This is a genomic window from uncultured Neglectibacter sp., from assembly GCA_937958185.1.
Classification (GTDB): domain Bacteria; phylum Bacillota; class Clostridia; order Oscillospirales; family Acutalibacteraceae; genus Acutalibacter.
In genome coordinates this window covers 15,804-34,620 of record CALFFN010000028.1, presented here as the reverse complement: position 1 = coordinate 34,620, position 18,817 = coordinate 15,804, and the positions used below count along the sequence as shown (strand labels likewise).

The 18,817-nt window shown below is 56.0% G+C and carries 15 protein-coding genes and 1 tRNA gene; 10 read left to right on the top strand and 6 right to left on the bottom strand.

All coding sequences use genetic code 11. From position 1 onward, the window contains the following. Window positions 1-75: 75 nt before the first annotated feature. Together AB8996_RS09295 and AB8996_RS09290 are read left to right on the top strand one after the other, a co-directional pair. Window positions 76-2,259, top strand: a complete 2,184-nt coding sequence (locus AB8996_RS09295) for an alpha-galactosidase (protein WP_369298699.1) — start codon at window positions 76-78, stop codon at window positions 2,257-2,259. A gap of 100 nt (window positions 2,260-2,359) precedes the next feature. Then, window positions 2,360-2,435 (top strand) — tRNA-Lys (locus AB8996_RS09290). A gap of 495 nt (window positions 2,436-2,930) precedes the next feature. Here the strand turns inward: AB8996_RS09290 and AB8996_RS09285 are convergent. Continuing rightward, window positions 2,931-4,130, bottom strand: coding sequence for an L-serine ammonia-lyase (locus AB8996_RS09285; RefSeq protein ID WP_369298698.1), 1,200 nt, complete (start codon window positions 4,128-4,130; stop codon window positions 2,931-2,933). A 795-nt stretch (window positions 4,131-4,925) separates the two neighbouring features. Further along, window positions 4,926-5,048 carry a hypothetical protein gene (locus tag AB8996_RS09280; RefSeq protein ID WP_369298697.1) on the bottom strand — a complete coding sequence of 41 codons (123 nt, stop codon included), beginning with the start codon at window positions 5,046-5,048 and terminating at the stop codon, window positions 4,926-4,928. 302 nt (window positions 5,049-5,350) lie between these two features. On the opposite strand from AB8996_RS09280, the gene AB8996_RS09275 reads away from it, so the two are divergent. Further along, window positions 5,351-5,686, top strand: a complete 336-nt coding sequence (locus AB8996_RS09275) for a helix-turn-helix domain-containing protein (protein ID WP_369298696.1) — start codon at window positions 5,351-5,353, stop codon at window positions 5,684-5,686. 227 nt (window positions 5,687-5,913) lie between these two features. On the opposite strand, the gene AB8996_RS09270 is transcribed toward AB8996_RS09275, so the two are convergent. The 3 genes from AB8996_RS09270 to AB8996_RS09260 form a co-directional block, all read right to left on the bottom strand. Continuing rightward, window positions 5,914-6,222 carry an AzlD domain-containing protein gene (locus AB8996_RS09270; RefSeq protein WP_369298805.1) on the bottom strand — a complete coding sequence of 103 codons (309 nt, stop codon included), beginning with the start codon at window positions 6,220-6,222 and terminating at the stop codon, window positions 5,914-5,916. Between the two features lie 39 nt (window positions 6,223-6,261). Further along, complete coding sequence (locus AB8996_RS09265; protein WP_369298695.1) at window positions 6,262-7,008, bottom strand: AzlC family ABC transporter permease; 747 nt, start codon at window positions 7,006-7,008, stop codon at window positions 6,262-6,264. 130 nt (window positions 7,009-7,138) lie between these two features. Then, window positions 7,139-8,062, bottom strand: a complete 924-nt coding sequence (locus AB8996_RS09260) for a hypothetical protein (RefSeq protein ID WP_369298694.1) — start codon at window positions 8,060-8,062, stop codon at window positions 7,139-7,141. Window positions 8,063-8,262: 200 nt separating this feature from the next. Here AB8996_RS09260 and AB8996_RS09255 point away from each other — a divergent pair, with 200 nt between their 5' ends. The 4 genes from AB8996_RS09255 (at window position 8,263) to cysS (ending at window position 14,425) form a co-directional block, all read left to right on the top strand. Beyond that, complete coding sequence (locus tag AB8996_RS09255; protein ID WP_369298693.1) at window positions 8,263-10,287, top strand: beta-galactosidase; 2,025 nt, start codon at window positions 8,263-8,265, stop codon at window positions 10,285-10,287. Between the two features lie 165 nt (window positions 10,288-10,452). Beyond that, complete coding sequence (locus AB8996_RS09250) at window positions 10,453-11,637, top strand: ribose-phosphate pyrophosphokinase (RefSeq protein ID WP_369298692.1); 1,185 nt, start codon at window positions 10,453-10,455, stop codon at window positions 11,635-11,637. Window positions 11,638-12,318: 681 nt separating this feature from the next. Next, window positions 12,319-12,993: a serine O-acetyltransferase EpsC gene (gene epsC, locus AB8996_RS09245; RefSeq protein ID WP_369298691.1), complete on the top strand. Its 675-nt coding sequence runs from the start codon at window positions 12,319-12,321 to the stop codon at window positions 12,991-12,993. Between the two features lie 13 nt (window positions 12,994-13,006). Further along, the gene (gene cysS, locus AB8996_RS09240) at window positions 13,007-14,425 is read left to right on the top strand and encodes a cysteine--tRNA ligase (RefSeq protein WP_369298690.1); all 1,419 of its coding nucleotides are present in this window, start codon (window positions 13,007-13,009) and stop codon (window positions 14,423-14,425) included. 69 nt (window positions 14,426-14,494) lie between these two features. On the opposite strand, the gene AB8996_RS09235 is transcribed toward cysS, so the two are convergent. Beyond that, window positions 14,495-14,824, bottom strand: coding sequence for a helix-turn-helix domain-containing protein (locus AB8996_RS09235; RefSeq protein WP_369298689.1), 330 nt, complete (start codon window positions 14,822-14,824; stop codon window positions 14,495-14,497). Window positions 14,825-15,168: 344 nt separating this feature from the next. Here AB8996_RS09235 and AB8996_RS09230 point away from each other — a divergent pair, with 344 nt between their 5' ends. The 3 genes from AB8996_RS09230 to AB8996_RS09220 all read left to right on the top strand — a co-directional run bounded on the left by AB8996_RS09230 (window position 15,169) and on the right by AB8996_RS09220 (window position 18,783). Then, window positions 15,169-15,501, top strand: coding sequence for a hypothetical protein (locus AB8996_RS09230; protein ID WP_369298688.1), 333 nt, complete (start codon window positions 15,169-15,171; stop codon window positions 15,499-15,501). A gap of 77 nt (window positions 15,502-15,578) precedes the next feature. Further along, window positions 15,579-16,865 carry a M20/M25/M40 family metallo-hydrolase gene (locus AB8996_RS09225; protein WP_369298687.1) on the top strand — a complete coding sequence of 429 codons (1,287 nt, stop codon included), beginning with the start codon at window positions 15,579-15,581 and terminating at the stop codon, window positions 16,863-16,865. Window positions 16,866-17,235: 370 nt separating this feature from the next. After that, window positions 17,236-18,783 carry an ATP-binding cassette domain-containing protein gene (locus AB8996_RS09220; RefSeq protein WP_369298686.1) on the top strand — a complete coding sequence of 516 codons (1,548 nt, stop codon included), beginning with the start codon at window positions 17,236-17,238 and terminating at the stop codon, window positions 18,781-18,783. The last annotated feature ends 34 nt before the right edge of the window (window positions 18,784-18,817 follow it).

Here is an 18,817-nt window from a genome sequence, read left to right as displayed (position 1 = left end):
TCCGAAAAGGCTTGTTCTCCTCTCACCGCTGTGCTAGAATGTTGCCGTACTCATTTTGGATTCGGAGGTCGCTTTATGCCTGTCTTTTTTGACGAAACGAAAAAAATCTTCAAGCTGGACACCAAAAGCTCCACCTATGCCTTTCTGGTGTATGACGAGGGCTTTTTGGTCCACCTGTACTATGGGGCAAAGCTGCCCGACAACAATTTGAAACACCTGATGTACCGCGGCTGGTTCGATTCCCTCAGCCCCTATGCGGACAAGGTGGACGACCCCCTGTTTTCCGCGGATATCAACCCCATGGAGTACCCGGGGAACGGCGCGGGGGACTTCCGCATTTCCGCCTGTACCGTTCGGGGCGGGGACGGCAACACCGTGACCGACCTGCGGTACGTTTCCCACAAGATCACGAAAGGAAAGCCCCCGTTGCCCGGTCTGCCCGCAACCTTCGCGAAAGAGGACGAAGCGGAAACGCTGGAAGTGGAAACGGTGGACGCGGTGACGGGCGTCAAGGTGTTCCTGCTGTACACCGTGTTTGAGGATTACGGCGTCATGACCCGCAGCGTCCGGGTGGAAAACAGTGGCGACAAGGCTGTGGAGCTGGAGCAGGTCTACAGCGCCTGCCTGGAGCTGCCTACCATGGATATGGACATGATCCATGTGTACGGCAAATGGGCAAAGGAAAACACGACCGAGCGCCAGCCCCTGCACCACGGGATACAGTCCATTCACTCCAAGCGCGGCATGACGGGACCCAACCACAATCCCTTTGCGGCTCTGGTGGACAGGACCGCCACCGAGGAAACGGGAGACGCTTACGGCTTGAATCTCATCTACAGCGGCAATTTTGCCATAGACATCGAGGTGGACACCCGGGGCTGCCCCCGCGTGCTGGCGGGCATCAACCCCGAGGACTTCCGCTGGCGGCTGGAGCCGGGAGAGACCTTCACCACGCCGGAAGCGGTGCTGGTCTATTCCGAAAACGGCGTCGGCGGCATGAGCCGCACCTTCCACCACTTCTATCTGGACCATTTGATGCGCAGCGAGTGGACAAAAAAGAAGCGCCCCCTGCTTATCAACAGCTGGGAAGCGGCGTATTTCGATTTTGACGGCGACAAGCTGGTGGAGTTTGCCAGGGAAGCCAAAGAGCTGGGCATTGATATGCTGGTGATGGACGACGGCTGGTTCGGCAACCGCTTTGACGACCACCGGGCGCTGGGCGACTGGCAGGTCAACGAAGAAAAGCTGGGCGGCACGCTGGGGCAGCTGGTGGACAGGGTAAACGCTCTGGGTGTGAAGTTCGGCATTTGGTACGAGCCGGAGATGATAAACCCGGATAGCGACCTGTACCGTGCCCACCCGGATTGGGCGGTCTGTGCCCCCGGCAGGGGAAAATCCATTTCCCGGCACCAGTGTGTGCTGGACATGACCCGTGCGGACGTGAGGGACTACATCTTCCAGCAGATGGCAGACGTGATCTCCAAGGCAAACATCGCCTATATCAAGTGGGACTGCAACCGCAATATCACTGAAGCCGCCAGCCTGCAGCTCCCGCCGGAGCGGCAGGGGGAATTCTTCCACCGCTATGTGCTGGGCGTGTACGACCTGATGGACCGGGTCACCACCGCCTTCCCCCACATTCTGCTGGAAAACTGTTCCTCCGGCGGCGGCAGGTTTGACGCCGGCATGATGTACTATTCCCCTCAGATCTGGGCAAGCGACAACACCGACGCCATCGAGCGGCTGACTATTCAGTTCGGCGCGTCCCTGTGCTATCCCATCGCCGCCATTGGCGCCCACGTGTCCGCCAATCCGAGGACGGATATCGTCACCCGGGGCAACGTCGCCATGTGCGGCACCTTTGGCTATGAGCTGGACCCCCGGAAGCTGACGGCGGAGGAAAAGGAGATCGTCAAGCGGCAGGTGCAGGACTATCACAAGTATTACGAGCTCATCCGTTTTGGCGATTTTTACAGGATCACCGCCCCCACGGAAAACGCCTTTGTCTGCGACTGGGAGTTTGTCAGCCAGGATAAGAACGAGGTGCTGTTCACCCGGGTGGTCATGCGCCAGCCGGAGAACCTGTACCAGCGCCAGTGCCTGCGGGGGCTGGACCCCGACAAGCTCTATACCGATGAGGAGACCGGCGAAACCTATTCCGGCGCGCTGCTCATGCACGGCGGCTTGAATCTCAGCGCTGTTTCCGGGCGCTGGCTCCGGGACGGCGAAAGCCTGACGAAGCATTTTGTAGTGAAGTGAGAGAAAAAACAGCCGCTTCCGCGGGAATTTGAGGTTGACAGCCCGAAATTTCCCTGTTATAATAGATAAGCTGTTCTCCCAGGCGTGAGAACAGCCCCATGACTCATTAGCTCAGTTGGCAGAGCACTTGACTTTTAATCAAGGTGTCCGGGGTTCGAATCCCCGATGGGTCACCACGTCGCGGCGAATCCTTGTGGTTCGCCGCATTTTTTGCGCAAAATTCGGCTTCACCGTTCGGATTGCCGCTCCTTTCCGAAAAAAGTCTCGCTTGCTACGCCTGTTCGCTTGTAAACGCGCTCACGACGGCTCCACTGCGCTACCAACTTTTTTCGGGTAAGGGCATTTTTTGTCCAAGGGGATTCGGACCCGTGAGGGGCGCTGATCTCCGGTGGAGATCGTTTAGCGCCGACCGAGCCGACAGGCGAGAAGAGCGTGCGCCAGTGGCGCACAAGCTGCGAACCGACCGAGCCGACAGGCGAGAAGAGCGCGTCCCGGTGGAACGCAAGCTTAATTATTGGCTGAATTTTTGCCCGGTTTCTATCCTTTCACTCCGCAAAAAGCCCCTGCTTCTGGAAAAGAAACAGGGGGCTTTTTTCTGGTTAAAGCGCTTCAAGCCAGCGGGGTTTCAAAAAATTCTTCTAAAAATACAGCGGCAGCCTATCAACGAAAAGTCACTCGGCATAGACCTTTGCCAGCCCGCCTTCGCTGGTTTCCCGGTATTTGCTGAACAAATCCCTGCCGGTTTCATACATGGTTTTTATCACCATATCAAAGCTGATCTTCCGGGTGTAGGTCAGGAAATTTGCCAGGCTCAGGGCATTGATCGCCCGCATGGCGGCGACGGCGTTGCGCTCAATGCAGGGGATCTGCACCAGACCGCCGATGGGGTCGCAGGTCAAGCCCAGATGGTGCTCCATCGCCACCTCCGCGGCGTATTCGATTTGATCCAGCTCCATGCCGAACAGCTCCGCCAGCCCGGCGGACGCCATGGAGCAGGCGCTGCCGATCTCCGCCTGGCAGCCGCATTCCGCGCCGGAAATGGAAGCGTTCGTCTTGATGATATTGCCGACGATCCCGGCGGCAGCCAGCGCGTGGATCATTTCCGTGTCGGAAAAGCCGTGGCGCTCCTGCTCGTAGAGGAGCACCGCAGGAAGCACCCCGCAGGCGCCGCAGGTGGGGGCGGTGACGATGGTGCCGCCGCCGGCGTTTTCCTCGCTGACCGCAAAGGCATAGGCGCAGACCACCCGGTTCTCCCGGGTTTCGGCGCTTTCGTCGATATGGCGCTGGCGGAACAGATATTTTGCTTTCCGCTGGACGTTCAGCCCGCCCCGGAGAACGCCCTCGGTGTCAAGCCCGCGGGAAACGGCGCTTTTCATATGCTCCCATACATCGGCAAGATAGTCCCACAGCTCCGCGCCCTCGTTTTCCTCGGCAAATTCCCAAAGCCGCTTTCCCGTCCGCTGGCAGTAGTCCTTGATTTCCGCAAATGTGCTCAGCTGATATACGTCTTGCGCCGCCACGGCGGTCTGCCCTTCGATCTCTATTTTGCCGCCGCCCACGCTGTATACCCGCCACTTGCCAATGCCTGTGCCGTTCTGGAAGGCTTCCAGCTCCATGGTGTTGGGGTGCTTCAGGTCGGTGGCGTCCGTGTTGAAGATCACCCCGGCGTACAGGGGGGCAAAGGCGTCCTTGATGGCAACGTCTGTCAAATGCCCCCGCCCGGTCTTCGCCAGGGAGCCGAACAGCGTTGCCTGAAAGCTGTCCGCCTGGGGGAACGCTTTCTGAAACAGCGCCGCCGCGTGGGACGGTCCCATGGTGTGGGAGCTGGACGGTCCCCTGCCGATTCGATAAAGCTCTTTTAAGGATTCCATAAACCCCGTTCCTCTCTTTGAACGGCTTTCGGGAGACCCGGAAGCCCGTTTTTCCTTCTGCATGTATTGTGGCACATTTCGGGGAAAAAAACAACCTTTTCCTGAGGTTTGCGTGCGGGCAGCGAACCGCGGGAGAATTAGCGGGCAGTTCTCAAAAAATTGACATTCGCTGCCGAATTAGATATACTGCCATTGTGAAACCCAGCCACCACGATCGTAAGATACGGTGGAGGTTAAAAAGACGGTTGCCTGACCCCCGCGAGAGCGGAAAGGAAGGCGTGTATAGAGCCCTCGCGGGAGAAATTCCAAGGAGGTGATATACATAACACTTCAAGAAGTTTTCTGGATCGTGTCTATCGGTTGGATCCTTATTCAGGTGCTGGACAAGTTCCGTAACAAAAAGAAGTGAGCCGTCTGCCGCAAACAGATGGCTCACCGATGGTTTGAGGGGTAAACCCTCAACTTAGTGTGATATATGTACTGTGGCAACCGTTTGGGTTTCCGCCACGGGGAGGTGCTTGTTACCAGCAGGCATCTCCTTGTGTTTTTATTATAGCCCCTTTTAGGGGCGTTGTCAAATGATTTTATTAGGATAAAGCTCCCCCTTTTCCTTGTCAAGGGGGAGTTTTATCGTTTCCTGTCGGATTTCAGGGAGGTTTAGAAGTCTTCCAAAAATCTAATCTGCCGTTTTTCTGTTAGAAAGCTTTCCGTTTCTGGTTGCATGTATTGTGGCACATTTCGGGAAAAACAACCTTTGCGTTGGGAATGGGGGTTGCAAAAGAAAGGAGACTTTTCTTATCCGTTCTGTTCCAGATGCTCCCGCACCCGCGGTCTGTCGGGACACAGCCCGGCAACCGGCGCGAAAAAGGTCTCCATGGGAACATCGTAAAGCTGGCAGAGCGAATACAGGATGAACACGCTGGGCACCGAGCACCCCGTTTCGTAGCAGGAAATAGGTGGAGCGCGAGATGTGCAGGAAGTCCGCCACCGTCTCCTGCTTCATACCCACATTGAGCCGCAGCGTCCGCAGGGAATCGAGAAGCAGCGCTTGGAGCTCTTTTTGGCTGAGAGTTTGCTGGAAAAATTGCTTTTGCATAGCGAACACTCCAAATATTTCAATACGAGTGTATATCTCATATTGTGTTTGATGAATGGAAAAATAACCTGTACGATACCAATAGGATAAAGCCTGATAGGGTACAGGAAGGGTGAAATGGCTGATGATGAATTTGCGGACCTTGCGAAACGAGAAAGGTTTTACGATAGAGAAAATGGCAGAGTTCCTCGGCTTGAACCCCTCCACCTACGGTCAGTATGAAAACGGCGTTCGAGAGCCGAATTTTTCTACCTTGAAAGACCTTTCCGACAAGCTGAACGTGACGGTGGATTACCTGATCGGTCATACCAATCTGCGGGAGCCGCTTCCGGCAATAGATGACGAGCTGTATTTTGAAATCAAGCGGATCAAAAACACCAAAGTGAAGAAAGCTGTTTTGACTTTGCTGAAAGAAATGGAAGAAACCGATGCGCCCGCTTCTGTGGTGAAGCCCTATTAAGCTTCCAAGCTAAACGGTGTCTGCCGCTTTTCCGGGCTTTGGCGTCGTTTCACCACGTTGACGATAAACCTCACATAAAATATAAAGCTCCCCTTTTTGCTTGTCAAGGGGGAGTTTTTGTCGTTTCCTGTCGGATTTGGGGGAAATTTGTAAGTTTTCAGAAAATCTGCCGCTTTTTTGTGAGGAAGCTTTCCGCTTCTGAAAGAAGCGCGCCCGGAAGCCGTCCACTATAGGAGCACTAATTCCGTGACAAAGACGGTTGCGCAGCAGAGCACCGCCACGGGAAGCAGCCCGGCTCCTTTCCACGCGGCAAACAGACCCACCGCCAGGCTCAAAATGCCCGCGACAGGGCTTTGGGTGGCGTTGATAATGGCGGGAACGGTCATCACCGCCAGGGTCACATAGGGCACATAATAGAGAAAGGATTGCAAAAACACGCTGCGAATGGGCTTGCGGATCAGGGTCATGGGCAGGGCGCGAATGACATAGCTCACCCCTGCCATCACCAGAATGTAGGCGTAAATTTTCATTTTTATGGTCACTTTCCTTTTTTGTCCTGTGGAATATCCCGTGTGTTATGGCTTGGAGGGCGAAGCGTCCTCCATGGTGTTCTCCTGCGGGTGGGGGAACAGCAGCGCCGCCCCGGAAGCGATGACGACGGTCAGCAGAATGGTGCGGGTCCCCTCGGAAAGCAGGGAGACCCACGGCAGCACGCTGCACCCGTAGCTTGCGGCAAAGCAAATGAGGATCAGCCCGGCAATGACCCGGCTTTTGCGGGCAGGGGGAACGATCACCGCCAGGAACATTCCGAACAGCGCCACGCTCAGCGCGCTGACGACCCGCTGGGGCATGACGTCCCCGGCAAAGCACCCCAGCGCCGTGCCCGCCGCCCAGCTGGGGGAAGCGACCGTGATCGCCCCGTACATGTACCACGGGCTCAAATATCCCGGGCGGGCAATGGTGATGGCGAACAGCTCGTCCGTAATGAAGAAGGACATGAAAAAGCGGTGAATGGGGTTCCCCTGGGGGTCCATGCGCTGGCTCATGGCGGTGGACATCAGCAGATAGCGGGCATTGGCAATGCAGATCATCAGCGCCATTTCCACTAGCGCGGCATGGGCGGCGATCACCGTGAACCCGGCATATTCCCCGGCGGAGGCATTGCACAAAAGGCTGGTCAAAAAGCTTTGAAAGGGGGAAAGCCCCGCATTTTTTGCCGCAATGCCCAGTGCAAAGGAAACGGCGAAATACCCCGCCCCGATGGGGATACCGCTTTTCAGCCCCTGCCGGAAAGCGGCGGCATTTTTCTCTTTTTCGTTCATAGGCGCACACCTCAAAATAACATCGTGTGACATTATACACCTAAATTTTTCAAACGTAAAGGCACAGAAAAGGGACGTTTGACAGAAAAGGCCAAACGTCCCTTTGAGCTTTGAAACAGCAGGCGCGAATCTATCCCAGCAGCGGCAGATTGTCCCAATCGCCCACCAGCGGGCTGTTCAGCACCCGGAGCCTGCGGCTTGTTTCCCACAGGTTTTTCAGCGCGGCAAAGTTTTTGTCAGGCTCCAGCAGCAGCTTCGCCAGCCCGTCCAGTTCTTGAAAGTCCGCTTCTGTCAGCGCATCGAATTTCCCGTCCGCATAGCAGGGCTGGAACTCGTAGGAAATCTCGTCGTTCATCAGGGCGTGGAAATCATAGAACAGGTAGCGGATCACAGCCTTTAAGGAGCAGGTGCCCAGCCCGTCGGCGTAAAGATAGCGGCTGCCGTCTTCTTTTCCGTTGCGGATACTGAGCCACGCGGCGGCTGCCCAGTCAAAGGCGCTTTCCGCCATGTCGTACTGGTCGATCCCCATGGCGGCTTCGTCATAGAACCCGTCGGCGTCAATGGTGACCCAGCGGTCCTCTTTGTCGCTCCAAAGCTGGTTGATCCAGTGGTCCATGCTGGCGCCGGGACGGAAATAGGGGGCAAAGCCCGCCCGGCTGCGGCAGGGAACGCCCTTTGCCTTGTAAATGGCGCTGACCAGAACGGAAACATACCGGCAGGTGAGGATCAGCTTGTGCTCCACCGCCCTGTCCGGCACAAAGCCCCGGCTGTCCAGCCGGAACAGCTCCGCCGTCATGGCAGGGGCGGTGAGGAAGATATCGTCCTCGCAGCGGTGGCGGTACCACGGGTAACGGTTCATGTCGCCGTATCGCAGGTCGGCGTTTGCGCCCCCATTGCCCTCCCGCAGGGTGACCCGGTGGACGATCTGGTGGGAGATCAGGTTCCCCAGCGCCCGCGGGTCGTCGGGCAGGCTTTGAAAGTATTCCCCATAAGCTCCGGCACAGGTGTAGGAACCTGTGCTCAAATAGTGGTCTCGCAGGGCTTGTTCCAACATAGTTTCTCCGTCCTTTCCTTGTGATGGGAACAGTTTATCATACCCGCAAAAATTTTTCCTGTCAATTTCCCCTCTGTTTTGTCCGCAGCCGGCGAAAGGACCGGGCTTTCTCCACGTTGCGCCATGGCAAAAAACGCTTGCTACTTCCAGGGGTTCATAGTACAATGGGGGCAGGACCGCATTATGAGAGGAGCTTTCCTATGAACCCGTTGACCCCGCGCTTTCCCCATCTGCTGCATGGAGGGGACTATAACCCCGACCAGTGGCTTGACCGCCCGGATATTCTGGAAAAAGATATCGAGCTGATGAAAAAAGCCCATATCAATTGCGTTTCCGTGGGTATTTTCGCTTGGGCAAAACTGGAGCCCAAAGAGGGAGAATACCACTTCGACTGGCTGGAAAAAATCATTGACAATTTGTACCAAAACGGAATTTATACCGTGCTGGCGACCCCCTCCGGGGCGAAGCCCGTTTGGATGAGCGAAAAGTACCCGGAGATCCGCCGGGTGTCCCGGGAGCTCAAGCGGGACGAGACAGGCGGGCGGCACAACCACTGCTACACCTCGCCGGTCTACCGGGAAAAGGTAAAGGCGCTGGACACGGCGCTGGCAAAGCGCTTTGCCCCCCACCCCGGCGTGATCCTGTGGCACCTGTCCAATGAATACGGCGGCAGCTGCTACTGCCCGCTGTGCCAGGCGGCGTTCCGGGAATGGCTGAAGAAAAAGTACGGCACGCTGGACAACCTGAACCACCAGTGGTGGACGGATTTCTGGAGCCACACCTACACCGACTGGGAGCAGATACACGCCCCCGTCCCCAATGGGGAAACGGGCACCCACGGGCTGAACCTGGACTGGAAACGGTTCACCACCGATCAGGTTATCGAATTTATGAAGCTGGAGCGGGACGCGGTAAAGGCGGCGGACGCCAGCCTGCCCGTCACCACCAATTTCATGTATTATTTTGACGATTATAATTATGGGAAATTCCGGGACGAGCTGGACGTGATCTCCTGGGACAGCTACCCCTGGTGGAAAGCCGGGGACAACAGCGAGGTGGCAGCGCAGGTGGCGCTGTGGCACGATTTCATGCGCTCCCTGAAGTGCCAGCCCTTCCTGCTGATGGAGTCCACCCCCAGCATGACCAACTGGACGCCGGTCTCCCGGCTGAAGCGCCCGGGAATGCACCTTGCCGCCAGTATGCAGGCGGTGGCGCACGGCTCCAATTCCGTGCAGTATTTCCAGTTCCGCAAAAGCCGGGGCTCTACGGAAAAATTCCACGGCGCGGTGGTGGACCACTACGGCGGGTCCGACACCAGAGTGTTCCGCGATGTGACGGAAGTGGGCGAGCGGCTGGAACAGCTCGACAGCGTTTCCCGCAGCACGGTAAAGGCGCAGGTGGCGCTGGTGTACGACACGGAAAACGGCTGGGCGCTCAAAGGCGCGGCAGGTCCCAGAAACTGCGGCATTCACTATGTGGAAACCGTGCAGCAGCAGTATAAGGCGCTGTGGGAACAGGGCATTGCCGTGGACGTCGTTGACGAGGAAGCCGACCTTTCCGGCTACAGGCTGGTCATCGCCCCCATGCTCTACCTGCTGCGGGAGGGCTTTGAAGAAAAGCTGAAGACCTTCACCGAAAACGGCGGCACGCTGGTGGGGACGTACCTGACCGGGCTTGTCAATGAAAACGACCTCTGCTATCTGGGCGGCTGGCCCGGCGGCGGGCTGATGGACGTGTTCGGCGTGTGGAACGAATCCACCGACGGCTTGTGGGACGGGGAGAAAAACACCCTGCTTTCCGGCGGGAAGGCGTATGGCGTTTCCGAGCTTTGCGCCCTGATCCATGCAAAGGGCGCCGAGGTACTGGGCGTTTACGGGGAGGATTTCTACAGGGGCGAGCCTGCCCTGACAGTAAATTCCTTTGGAAAAGGCAGGGCGTATTATATCGCCGCCCGGACGGACGAAGCATTCTGCCACGATTTTTACCACCGGCTGGCGGAAGAGCTGCAGCTGAAAAAAGCGCTGGACGCAGACCCGCCCCAGGGCGTGGAAGCCTGCCTGAGAGAGGACGGGGAGCTTTCCTATCTGTTCCTGCAAAATTTCTCCGGCGGGGAAAGGACCGTTTCCCTGCCTGCGGGATTTTCCACTGTTCCCGATGGAGAGGAAAAAGCCCGGATGACCCTGCCCGGCTACGGCTCTGTGGTATTGCGGGGACACACAAAATAAGGTGTGTTCTGCCCAAAAAAATTGTAGGGGCTGTGCAAAATAAAAATTCTCGGGAATTTTTCGCCGTTTCTTGTAGAATTGTTCGCCGGATTGTGTTAAAATCCTGAATAGAAGCGGTTCGTGACAATCAAATATCTGTGGATGGAGAAAGGACGGTCAAAAAACATGGAACAAGCGGCGCAGTTTTCTTTCAGCCCTGCCAATCGCATCGCCCCTCTGGGGATCGTTTCCCTGGAGGGCGCGGAAGAGCTTTCTACCAAGATCGAAGCCCATTTGCTCAGATGGGCAAAGGAAGCCGGGCTGGAAATCGACACCTTCCGCATCAAATCCAGCTGCCCCAGATTTTCTTCCGGCGACGGCAAGGGGATCATCACCGACACCGTGCGGGGCTATGACCTGTTTTTCATTGTAGACGTTGGCAACTACAGCTGCGTGTACAACTATTTCGGCAAAGAGAACCACATGTCCCCCGACGACCATTTTCAGGACCTGAAGCGCCTGATCCAGGCCGCCAGCGGCAAAGCGCACCGCATCAACGTGATCATGCCCCTGCTGTACGGCGGCAGGCAGCACCGCAGAAGCTACCGGGAATCTCTGGACTGTGCCGTGGCAATGCAGGAGCTGCGCGCCATGGGCGTAGAAAACGTTGTGACCTTTGACGCCCACGACCCCCGGGTGCAGAACGCCGTGCCCCTGATGGGCTTTGACAATCTGATGCCCAGCTACCAGGTGCTGAAAACCATGTTCCGCAATTTCCCCGATCTGTCCACAGACAGAAATGATTTTATGATTGTCAGCCCCGACGAGGGTGCTTTGAGCCGGAACATGTATTACGCCTCCGTGCTGGGCGTGGAAATGGGAATGTTCTACAAGCGCCGGGATTATTCCCGGGTGGTGGACGGGCGCAACCCCATCGTTGCCCATGAATATCTGGGCTCCGACGTGGAGGGCAAGGACGTGTTCATCGCCGACGATATCATTTCCTCCGGCGAATCCATGCTGGACATTGCCTACAACCTGAAGGAGCGGAAGGCAAAGCGCATTTTTGCCTATGCTACTTACGCGATTTTTACCAACGGGCTTGCCACCTTTGACAAGGCGTACCGGGAGGGCGTGGTCGACGGCGTGTTCGGCTCCAACCTGACCTACCGTACGGAAGAATTGAAGAACCGTCCCTGGTTCTACGAGGTGGACGTGTCCAAGTATATTGCGTATTTTATTTCCGCCTTGAACCATGATATTTCTGTCAGCTCCCTGATCGACCCCCACCAGAAGATCGACGCCCTGCTGGAGCGCCGCAGGGAGGAGCGCAGCAAGTATAAAGGACAGCAGCTCAGCTTTGAGAAATAATCACATTGTCGGGGCTGCAGCATAAAATATAGCAGAGAAGCAAATGCATTGAAGGAAAGAAGTACCCCCAGGCACCGGGCAGCAGAGAGAAAAGGGCGAGCAGTGAGCAGCGCTGCCGGCTGGAACCCTTTTCGGCAGCGGCGGGGGAGAAATGCATTCCGGAGCAGGCAGGGGGAAATCCCTGCCCGGCGGGAGCCGTTACCGTCCTGTTGAGAACCAAGCGAAGTGGAACCGCGGCCAAAATCGCCTTCGCAGACGGAGCGTTTCGTCTGCGGGGGCTTTTTATTTACTCTTTAGAGATAAATTGGAGTTTAGCACACATGAAATGAGCAATGAGAAATGAGCAACGAGCAATTATTCACTCCTGATAGGAAAACCGCAGGCTATCTGCCTTTTATCAGGGGCAGGCGGGGGGGCGCTGGTCTCCGGTGGAGACCGTTCAGCGCTGACCGAGCCAAAGGCGAGACCGAAGCCCCCCCGCTGAAGAAAGAAAAAATCGCACACGGCAGCATGATCGAAAAGGCAGGGACCTAAATGTGCGAAAGCAGAGGCTTTGGAAAACGGTTTTCCGATAACCGCTAAACTATTATCGCCCTTGTTCTTATCCAGCATCCAGCATCCAGTATCCAGAATCTAAAAAATCTAATATCTCACGGCTCGAATTCGGAAGGAGTGATCCTATTGTTTCAGAAATTGCGGGAAGACCTGGACGCCGTCATGGAGCGCGATCCTGCCGCCCGATCCCGGTTAGAGGTGTACTTCCTTTATTCCGGCTTTAAGGCTGTGCGGGCGCACCGCCGGGCAAACTGGTTCTACCGGCACAATATGAAATTTCTTGCCCGGTTCATTTCCCAGCGTTCCCGGAAGAAAACGGGCATTGAAATACACCCTGCCGCGAAGATCGGCAAGGGGCTGTTTATCGACCACGGCATGGGGGTGGTCATCGGCGAGACCACGGAGATCGGCGACAACTGCACCCTGTACCAGAACGTGACCCTGGGCGGCACAGGCAAGGACCATGGAAAGCGGCACCCCACCCTGGGCAATAACGTGCTCATCGGCGCTGGGGCAAAGGTGCTGGGACCTTTCACTGTGGGCGACAACGCCCGGGTGGCAGCCGGCGCCGTGGTGCTGGACGCCGTGCCGCCGGACGCCACCGCCGTGGGCGTGCCTGCCAGAGTGGTGAAGATCGGCGGGAAAAAGGTGGAATGCGCCAGCACCCAGCTGGATCAGATCCACGTGGCGGACCCTGTTTCCATGGAGCTTTGCAATCTGCGGGGTCAGCTGGAACGAATGCAGGAGCAGTTAAATCAGCTGGAAACCAGACAGGACAATTCAGAAGCCGAAACAAAATAACGGAGGGAAAATTATGGAACTTACCAATACGCTGACCATGAAAAAGGAAGCCTTTACGCCCCACGAGCCGGGCAGGGTGAAAATGTACACCTGCGGACCCACGGTCTATTCCTTTGCCCATATCGGCAACCTGCGCTCCTACCTGATGGAGGACGTGCTGGAAAAAGCCCTGCGGTACGAGGGGTATCAGGTGGACCGGGTCATGAATATTACCGACGTGGGGCACCTGTCCAGCGACGGGGACACCGGCGAGGACAAAATGCTCAGCGGAGCCCGGCGGGAGCACAAAACCGTGCTGGAGATCGCCAAATTCTATACGGACGCGTTCAAGGCGGACTGCGAAAAACTGAATATCCGCTGGCCGGATACCGTGGTGCCTGCCACCAGCCGGGTGGACGATTTTATCGAGATGGTCTCCGTCCTGCTGGAAAAGGGCTACGCCTATCAGGCGGGAGGAAATGTGTACTTTGACACCTCCAGGCTTCAGAATTACTATGTGTTCGGCAACCAGAACGGCGAGGATCTGGCGGTAGGCGTGCGGGACAGCGTGGACGCCGACGAGAACAAGCGGAACAAAACCGATTTTGTGCTGTGGTTCACCAAGTCCAAATTCGAGGATCAGGAGCTGAAATGGGAAAGCCCCTGGGGATACGGCTATCCCGGCTGGCACATCGAATGCTCCGCCATCAGCGTAAAGGAGCTGGGGGAGTATCTGGACATTCACTGCGGCGGCATTGACAACGCCTTTCCCCACCATACCAACGAGATCGCCCAAAGCGAAGCCTATCTGGGGCACCCCTGGTGCAAATACTGGTTCCATGTGCTGCACCTGAACGATACCAGCGGGAAGATCAGCAAATCCAAGGGAGCCAAGCTGACGGTCTCCCTGCTGGAAGAAAAAGGGTACGACCCCCTTGCCTACCGCTTTTTCTGCCTGCAGTCCCATTATCGCAAGCCCCTGACCTTCTCCTTTGAAAGCCTGGATAACGCCGCTCAGGCGTACCAGAAGCTCATCAGCCGGATCGCGGCGCTTTCCCCGGAGGGAGAGCCGGACCGGGAAGCGGCAAAGCCCTTCCAGGAGAAATTTTCCCAGGCGCTGGGCAACGATCTGAACACCTCTCTGGGGATCACCGTGCTGTACGATATGCTGAAAGCGAATATTTCCGACGCCACCAAACGCTATCTGGCAGAGGATTTCGACAGGGTGCTGTCCCTAAATCTGCTGGAAGCGGCAAAGAGGCAGGGAAAGCCCGCCGACGACGGGCTTTCCAAGACCCAGCGGGAAGAGATCGAAGACCTGATCCAGAAGCGTGCGGAAGCCCGGAAGAACAAGGACTGGGCAGCCGCCGACGCAATCCGCGACGAGCTTGCCGCCCGCCATGTGGTGATGAAGGATACGCCGGACGGCGTGGAGTGGCATATCAGTTGTTAGTCATTAGGAGTTAGTTGTTAGTTATTGGGAATGAGTGATTGGAAAAGCGCCGTCAAAAGACGGCGCTTTTTATGTTGGGGTGTTTTTTGATTTTGCTTCAAAGTCCAGCAAGGTCTGTATGGTTTTCTTCCCCCGTTCGTCCAAAGCGATGTACTGCTTCAAAAAACGGTAGTCGGCGGGGGTAAATTCTGCGGGCAGTTTTCGTACCTTGGAGCGCCCAAACAGATAATCCAGGCTCACGTCGAAATAATCTGCTAAAATCAACAGGCTTTCATAGTTCAGCTGGCGTTTCCCGGTTTCATACAGGCTGTAGGCGGAGCTGGTGATATTCAGCAGGTCAGCCATTTCCTGCTGGGTCTTTCCCATCTGAAGGCGCAGTTCCCGAAGCCTTTCCCGCATTTTTTCACCCCCTGGGTTTTCTAAGGGTAGTATACCGTGCAAAGGCAAAAAATTCATGAAATCAAACTAAATGTCGATATAATTTTACATTTTTTCGAAAAATCGCTTGACTTATCAACAAAACGTTACTATACTTAGCTATAGATTGACATTTTGTCAGAAGATGGGATTATGGAAAAAAAGAAATTATACTGTGTCAAATTTGTTGTGGATACTGTCCACACAGAAACAGAAATACAGGCATACAGCCGCACAGATGTAAAAAATCTACTGGGAAAGTTGTACTGCAATTGCCGAATTTCACAACTGGAAATTAAAGAAATTAAGAAAGGAAGGTAACAGTGATGCGCAAGACAAACGGTGGTCTTATGGAACGCATAAAGGATTTAAGGGGTTTAATATTGGTGGGAATCGGGATAGTAGTATTTCTTATTGGAATGAATTGCGGTATTGCACCGCTTACGGTTGTTGGCGTTGTATCGTTTTTCATCGGTATGACAATTTTGGAGCAGGAGAAAGCTGCCAGGTATGCAGCAGCAAGCTCGGAAGAGCGAGCGGAAATGGATAGACAGGAATCAGAAAGAAGAAAAGAAGAAGCGGAGCGTCAGAGAGTGTATGAAGAAGAACAGATTAGACAGCAAGCACGAGAAGATTGGCATAATACCCACTACTTTTGAGAGCTTTTTAAATCTCCGTTGACAACCCCCAAAAAAGGGAATAGAATAAAGAAAATTGACAGAAAAGGGGAGTTTTCATGAATATCAGTGGAGAAAGAGAATATGAGCTGCTGAAGAAAATCGGCTTTACCCGGGTCGCCGGGTCTGCGGAGGAGCTGAAAGCGGCGGAAATTCTGAAGGCGGAATGCGAAGCCATCGGCGTGCCCGCTGTGATCGAGCCGTTCCAGATCGAAGACGCGGACATCGAGACCGCGACCTTTGAAATTCTGGAGCCGTTCCATCAGGAATATCAGGTGACGGGCTACAAATGCGCCCAGAACACCCCGGAGGGCGGGCTGACCGCCGATTTCCTGTACATTGAAAACGGGCTGGACGCAAACCTCCTGGACGCCGCCGGGAAGATCGTTCTGGTCAACGGCTACCTGCGGGTGCCGCTGTTCCGCAAGCTGATGAAAGCCGGCGTGGCGGGCATCGTCACCATGGAGGGCGAGCTGCGGGACAAGGTGGAGGAGACCGACCTTTCCACCCGCGCCCTGCGGAAGACCCTGCGCTCCTTCGGCAATGTGCCCATGGTGAACCTGCGGGTCACGGACGCCATGGACATGGTGCGCAGAGGGGCAACAAAAGCTAGGCTCACCTTGAAAAACACCGTGGTGGAGCGCACCTCCCACAATGTGATCGCCACCCTGACAGGCACGGAGCACCCGGAGGAAATTATTTCCTTTGGCTCCCACTACGATTCCGTACCCTTCTCCACCGGCGTGTACGACAACGGCGCCGGGTCGGTCATCAACATGGAAATGCTGCGGTACTTCAAGGAGAATCCCCCTAGCCGCACGGTGAAGTTCATGTGGTACGGCTCGGAGGAGATCGGTCTGGAGGGCAGCAAGGCGTTTGTCCGCGACCACAAGGACGAGCTGGACAAGCACATTCTGATGATCAACATCGACGTGGGCGGCCCCGTGCTGGGCGTGGAAGAACTGGGCGTTACCGCGGAAGAAAGCCTGATGCACTATGCCGACTACCTGATGAAGATCGCCGGGCTTCCCGTGCAGGTGAAGCAGACCATTTATTCCAGCGACTCCATTCCCTTTGCGGACAACGGCATTCCGGCGGTGAATTTCGGGCGGGCAGGCGCCCACGGCGCCGCCTATATCCACAACCGCTTTGACACTCTGGATTTCCTCCGCCCCGAAGCGCTGGCGCAGACCTCTGCCGGCGTGCTGGAATTCAGCAGGGCGGTCATCAACGCCAAGGCGTTCCCCGTGGAGAAAAAGCTGCCCCAGAACATCATCGACGATGTGGACAAGTACCTCTACAAAAAGGAACTGGCAGAGGCGGAAGAAGAAGCCAAAAAAGCCTGACCCAAGGGGGATGCCTTTTCTGGAAAATCCCTGCATATTCCCTCCGTCTGCGGCGGGAGGAATATGTGCTGTTAGCTTAGAAGAAAGAATGGACACGCTTTGACCTGAGAAAAAGCTTGACTTTTTCCGTTTCGGCGCATATAATGACCGTAGTTTGTAAGAAAGCCTGGTGAAAAGATGAAACTGTAAGCTGTGAAAAACAGAATGGGAGCCTTTCAGGCAAAACCGCCTGAGGTCTTTTCTGCTGTCGATTTCCGGCTTACCGCGCTTTTCTCCTCTCCCTGTTGCAGAGGGTCTTTCTGTGCGTATAAGGTCCGTTTTCGGCAGCGCTGCCGGAAACGGACTTTTTGTTTGCAGAGGAGGTATGCGTATGCTGCAACTGGAGCATTTGAACTTATCCATGAAAAAAGACCTGCGGGACCTGCTGCGGGATCTCACCTTTACCCTGAACCCCGGGGACAAGGCTGCCGTTATCGGCGAGGAGGGCAACGGGAAATCCACCCTCCTAAAGCTTATTTACGACGAAACGCTGGTGGAGGGATATGCGGAATGGAGCGGGACTATCCGAAAAAGCGGACTGATCCTTGCCTACCTGCCCCAGGAACTGACCCCGGAGGAAAAGGAAAAAACCGCCTATGAATTTTGCTGTCAGGAGTCCGCTTTTCTGGACAGCTCTCCCAAGGAGCTGGCGGACGCCGCGGCGGCGCTGGGCTTTCCCCAGGAATTATTCTATTCCGACCGCAGGCTCGCCACTTTCTCCGGCGGCGAAAAGGTAAAGCTGCAAATGGCGCTGCTCACCCTGCGCCGCCCGGACTGCTACCTGCTGGACGAACCCTCCAACGATCTGGACATCGACACGCTGGAATGGCTGGAAAGCTTTATCCGGGACTGCCCCCAGCCAATTTTGTATATTTCCCATGACGAAACGCTACTGGAAAACACCGCCAACGTCATCGTCCACATGGAGCAGCTGCGCCGGAAGACCCTGCCCCGGTGGACGGTGGCAAAAATGGGCTACCGCAGATATGTGGACGAACGGCTGCAAAAATTTGCCCATCAGGAGCAGGTCGCCCGGAAAGAGCGGGAGGAGGACAGAAAGCAGACGGAACGCTGGCGGCAGATCTACCAGCGGGTGGACCATGAGCTGAATACCATCTCCCGGGGCAATCCCAGCGGCGGGCGGCTGCTGAAAAAGAAGATGAAGTCCGTCAAGTCCATGGAGCACCGCTTAGAGCGGGAACGGCAGGACATGACGGAGCTTCCCGACACGGAGGACGCCATTCTGGTGGGCTTTTCCGAGGACATTTCCTTTCCGGCAGGGAAACCTGTGCTGGACCTTTCGCTGGAACGGCTCTGTGCGCCGGGCGGGGAAGGAAGGGCGCTGTCCCAAAACCTGCGGCTGTCCGTCCGCGGGGCGGAACACCTGTGCATTATCGGGAAAAACGGCGCGGGCAAAACCACCCTGCTGCGGAAAATAGCCCAGGAGCTGCTGCCCCGAAAGGACCTGCGCGCCGCCTATATGCCCCAGGATTATGCCGAGACCATCGACCAGACCCGGACCCCGGTGGAGTTTCTGGCGAAATCGGCGGAAAAAGCGGAGCTGACCAAGGTAAAGACTTATCTTGGCAGCATGAAATATACGGCGGAGGAATGCGGTCACAGTATCGCGGAGCTTTCCGGCGGGCAAAAGGCAAAGCTGTTTTTCCTGAAAATGATCTTGGACGGCAGCAATGTGCTGATATTGGACGAACCCACCCGGAACTTCAGCCCCCTGTCAGGTCCGGTGATCCGACAGATCCTGCGGGAATTTGGCGGCTGTATTCTCAGCGTGTCCCACGACAGGAAATATATCGAGGAAGTCTGCGATGTGCTGTACGAGCTGGATTCCTCCGGCTTGCAGCGCCGGGAGAAGGCTTGAGGAGCCGGGCGGGAGAAAATTAAAACATTTGTTC

Excerpts from the sequence above, each read along its gene's own strand:
- AB8996_RS09255 (WP_369298693.1), top strand. The coding sequence starts at position 8,263 with ATGAACCCGTTGACCCCGCGCTTTCCCCATCTGCTGCATGGAGGGGAC.
- AB8996_RS09235 (WP_369298689.1), bottom strand. The coding sequence starts at position 14,824 with ATGCGGGAAAGGCTTCGGGAACTGCGCCTTCAGATGGGAAAGACCCAG.
- AB8996_RS09220 (WP_369298686.1), top strand. The coding sequence starts at position 17,236 with ATGCTGCAACTGGAGCATTTGAACTTATCCATGAAAAAAGACCTGCGG.
- AB8996_RS09295 (WP_369298699.1), top strand. The coding sequence starts at position 76 with ATGCCTGTCTTTTTTGACGAAACGAAAAAAATCTTCAAGCTGGACACC.
- AB8996_RS09265 (WP_369298695.1), bottom strand. The coding sequence starts at position 7,008 with ATGAACGAAAAAGAGAAAAATGCCGCCGCTTTCCGGCAGGGGCTGAAA.
- AB8996_RS09285 (WP_369298698.1), bottom strand. The coding sequence starts at position 4,130 with ATGGAATCCTTAAAAGAGCTTTATCGAATCGGCAGGGGACCGTCCAGC.
- AB8996_RS09230 (WP_369298688.1), top strand. The coding sequence starts at position 15,169 with ATGCGCAAGACAAACGGTGGTCTTATGGAACGCATAAAGGATTTAAGG.
- AB8996_RS09275 (WP_369298696.1), top strand. The coding sequence starts at position 5,351 with ATGATGAATTTGCGGACCTTGCGAAACGAGAAAGGTTTTACGATAGAG.
- cysS (WP_369298690.1), top strand. The coding sequence starts at position 13,007 with ATGGAACTTACCAATACGCTGACCATGAAAAAGGAAGCCTTTACGCCC.
- AB8996_RS09225 (WP_369298687.1), top strand. The coding sequence starts at position 15,579 with ATGAATATCAGTGGAGAAAGAGAATATGAGCTGCTGAAGAAAATCGGC.
- AB8996_RS09260 (WP_369298694.1), bottom strand. The coding sequence starts at position 8,062 with ATGTTGGAACAAGCCCTGCGAGACCACTATTTGAGCACAGGTTCCTAC.
- AB8996_RS09250 (WP_369298692.1), top strand. The coding sequence starts at position 10,453 with ATGGAACAAGCGGCGCAGTTTTCTTTCAGCCCTGCCAATCGCATCGCC.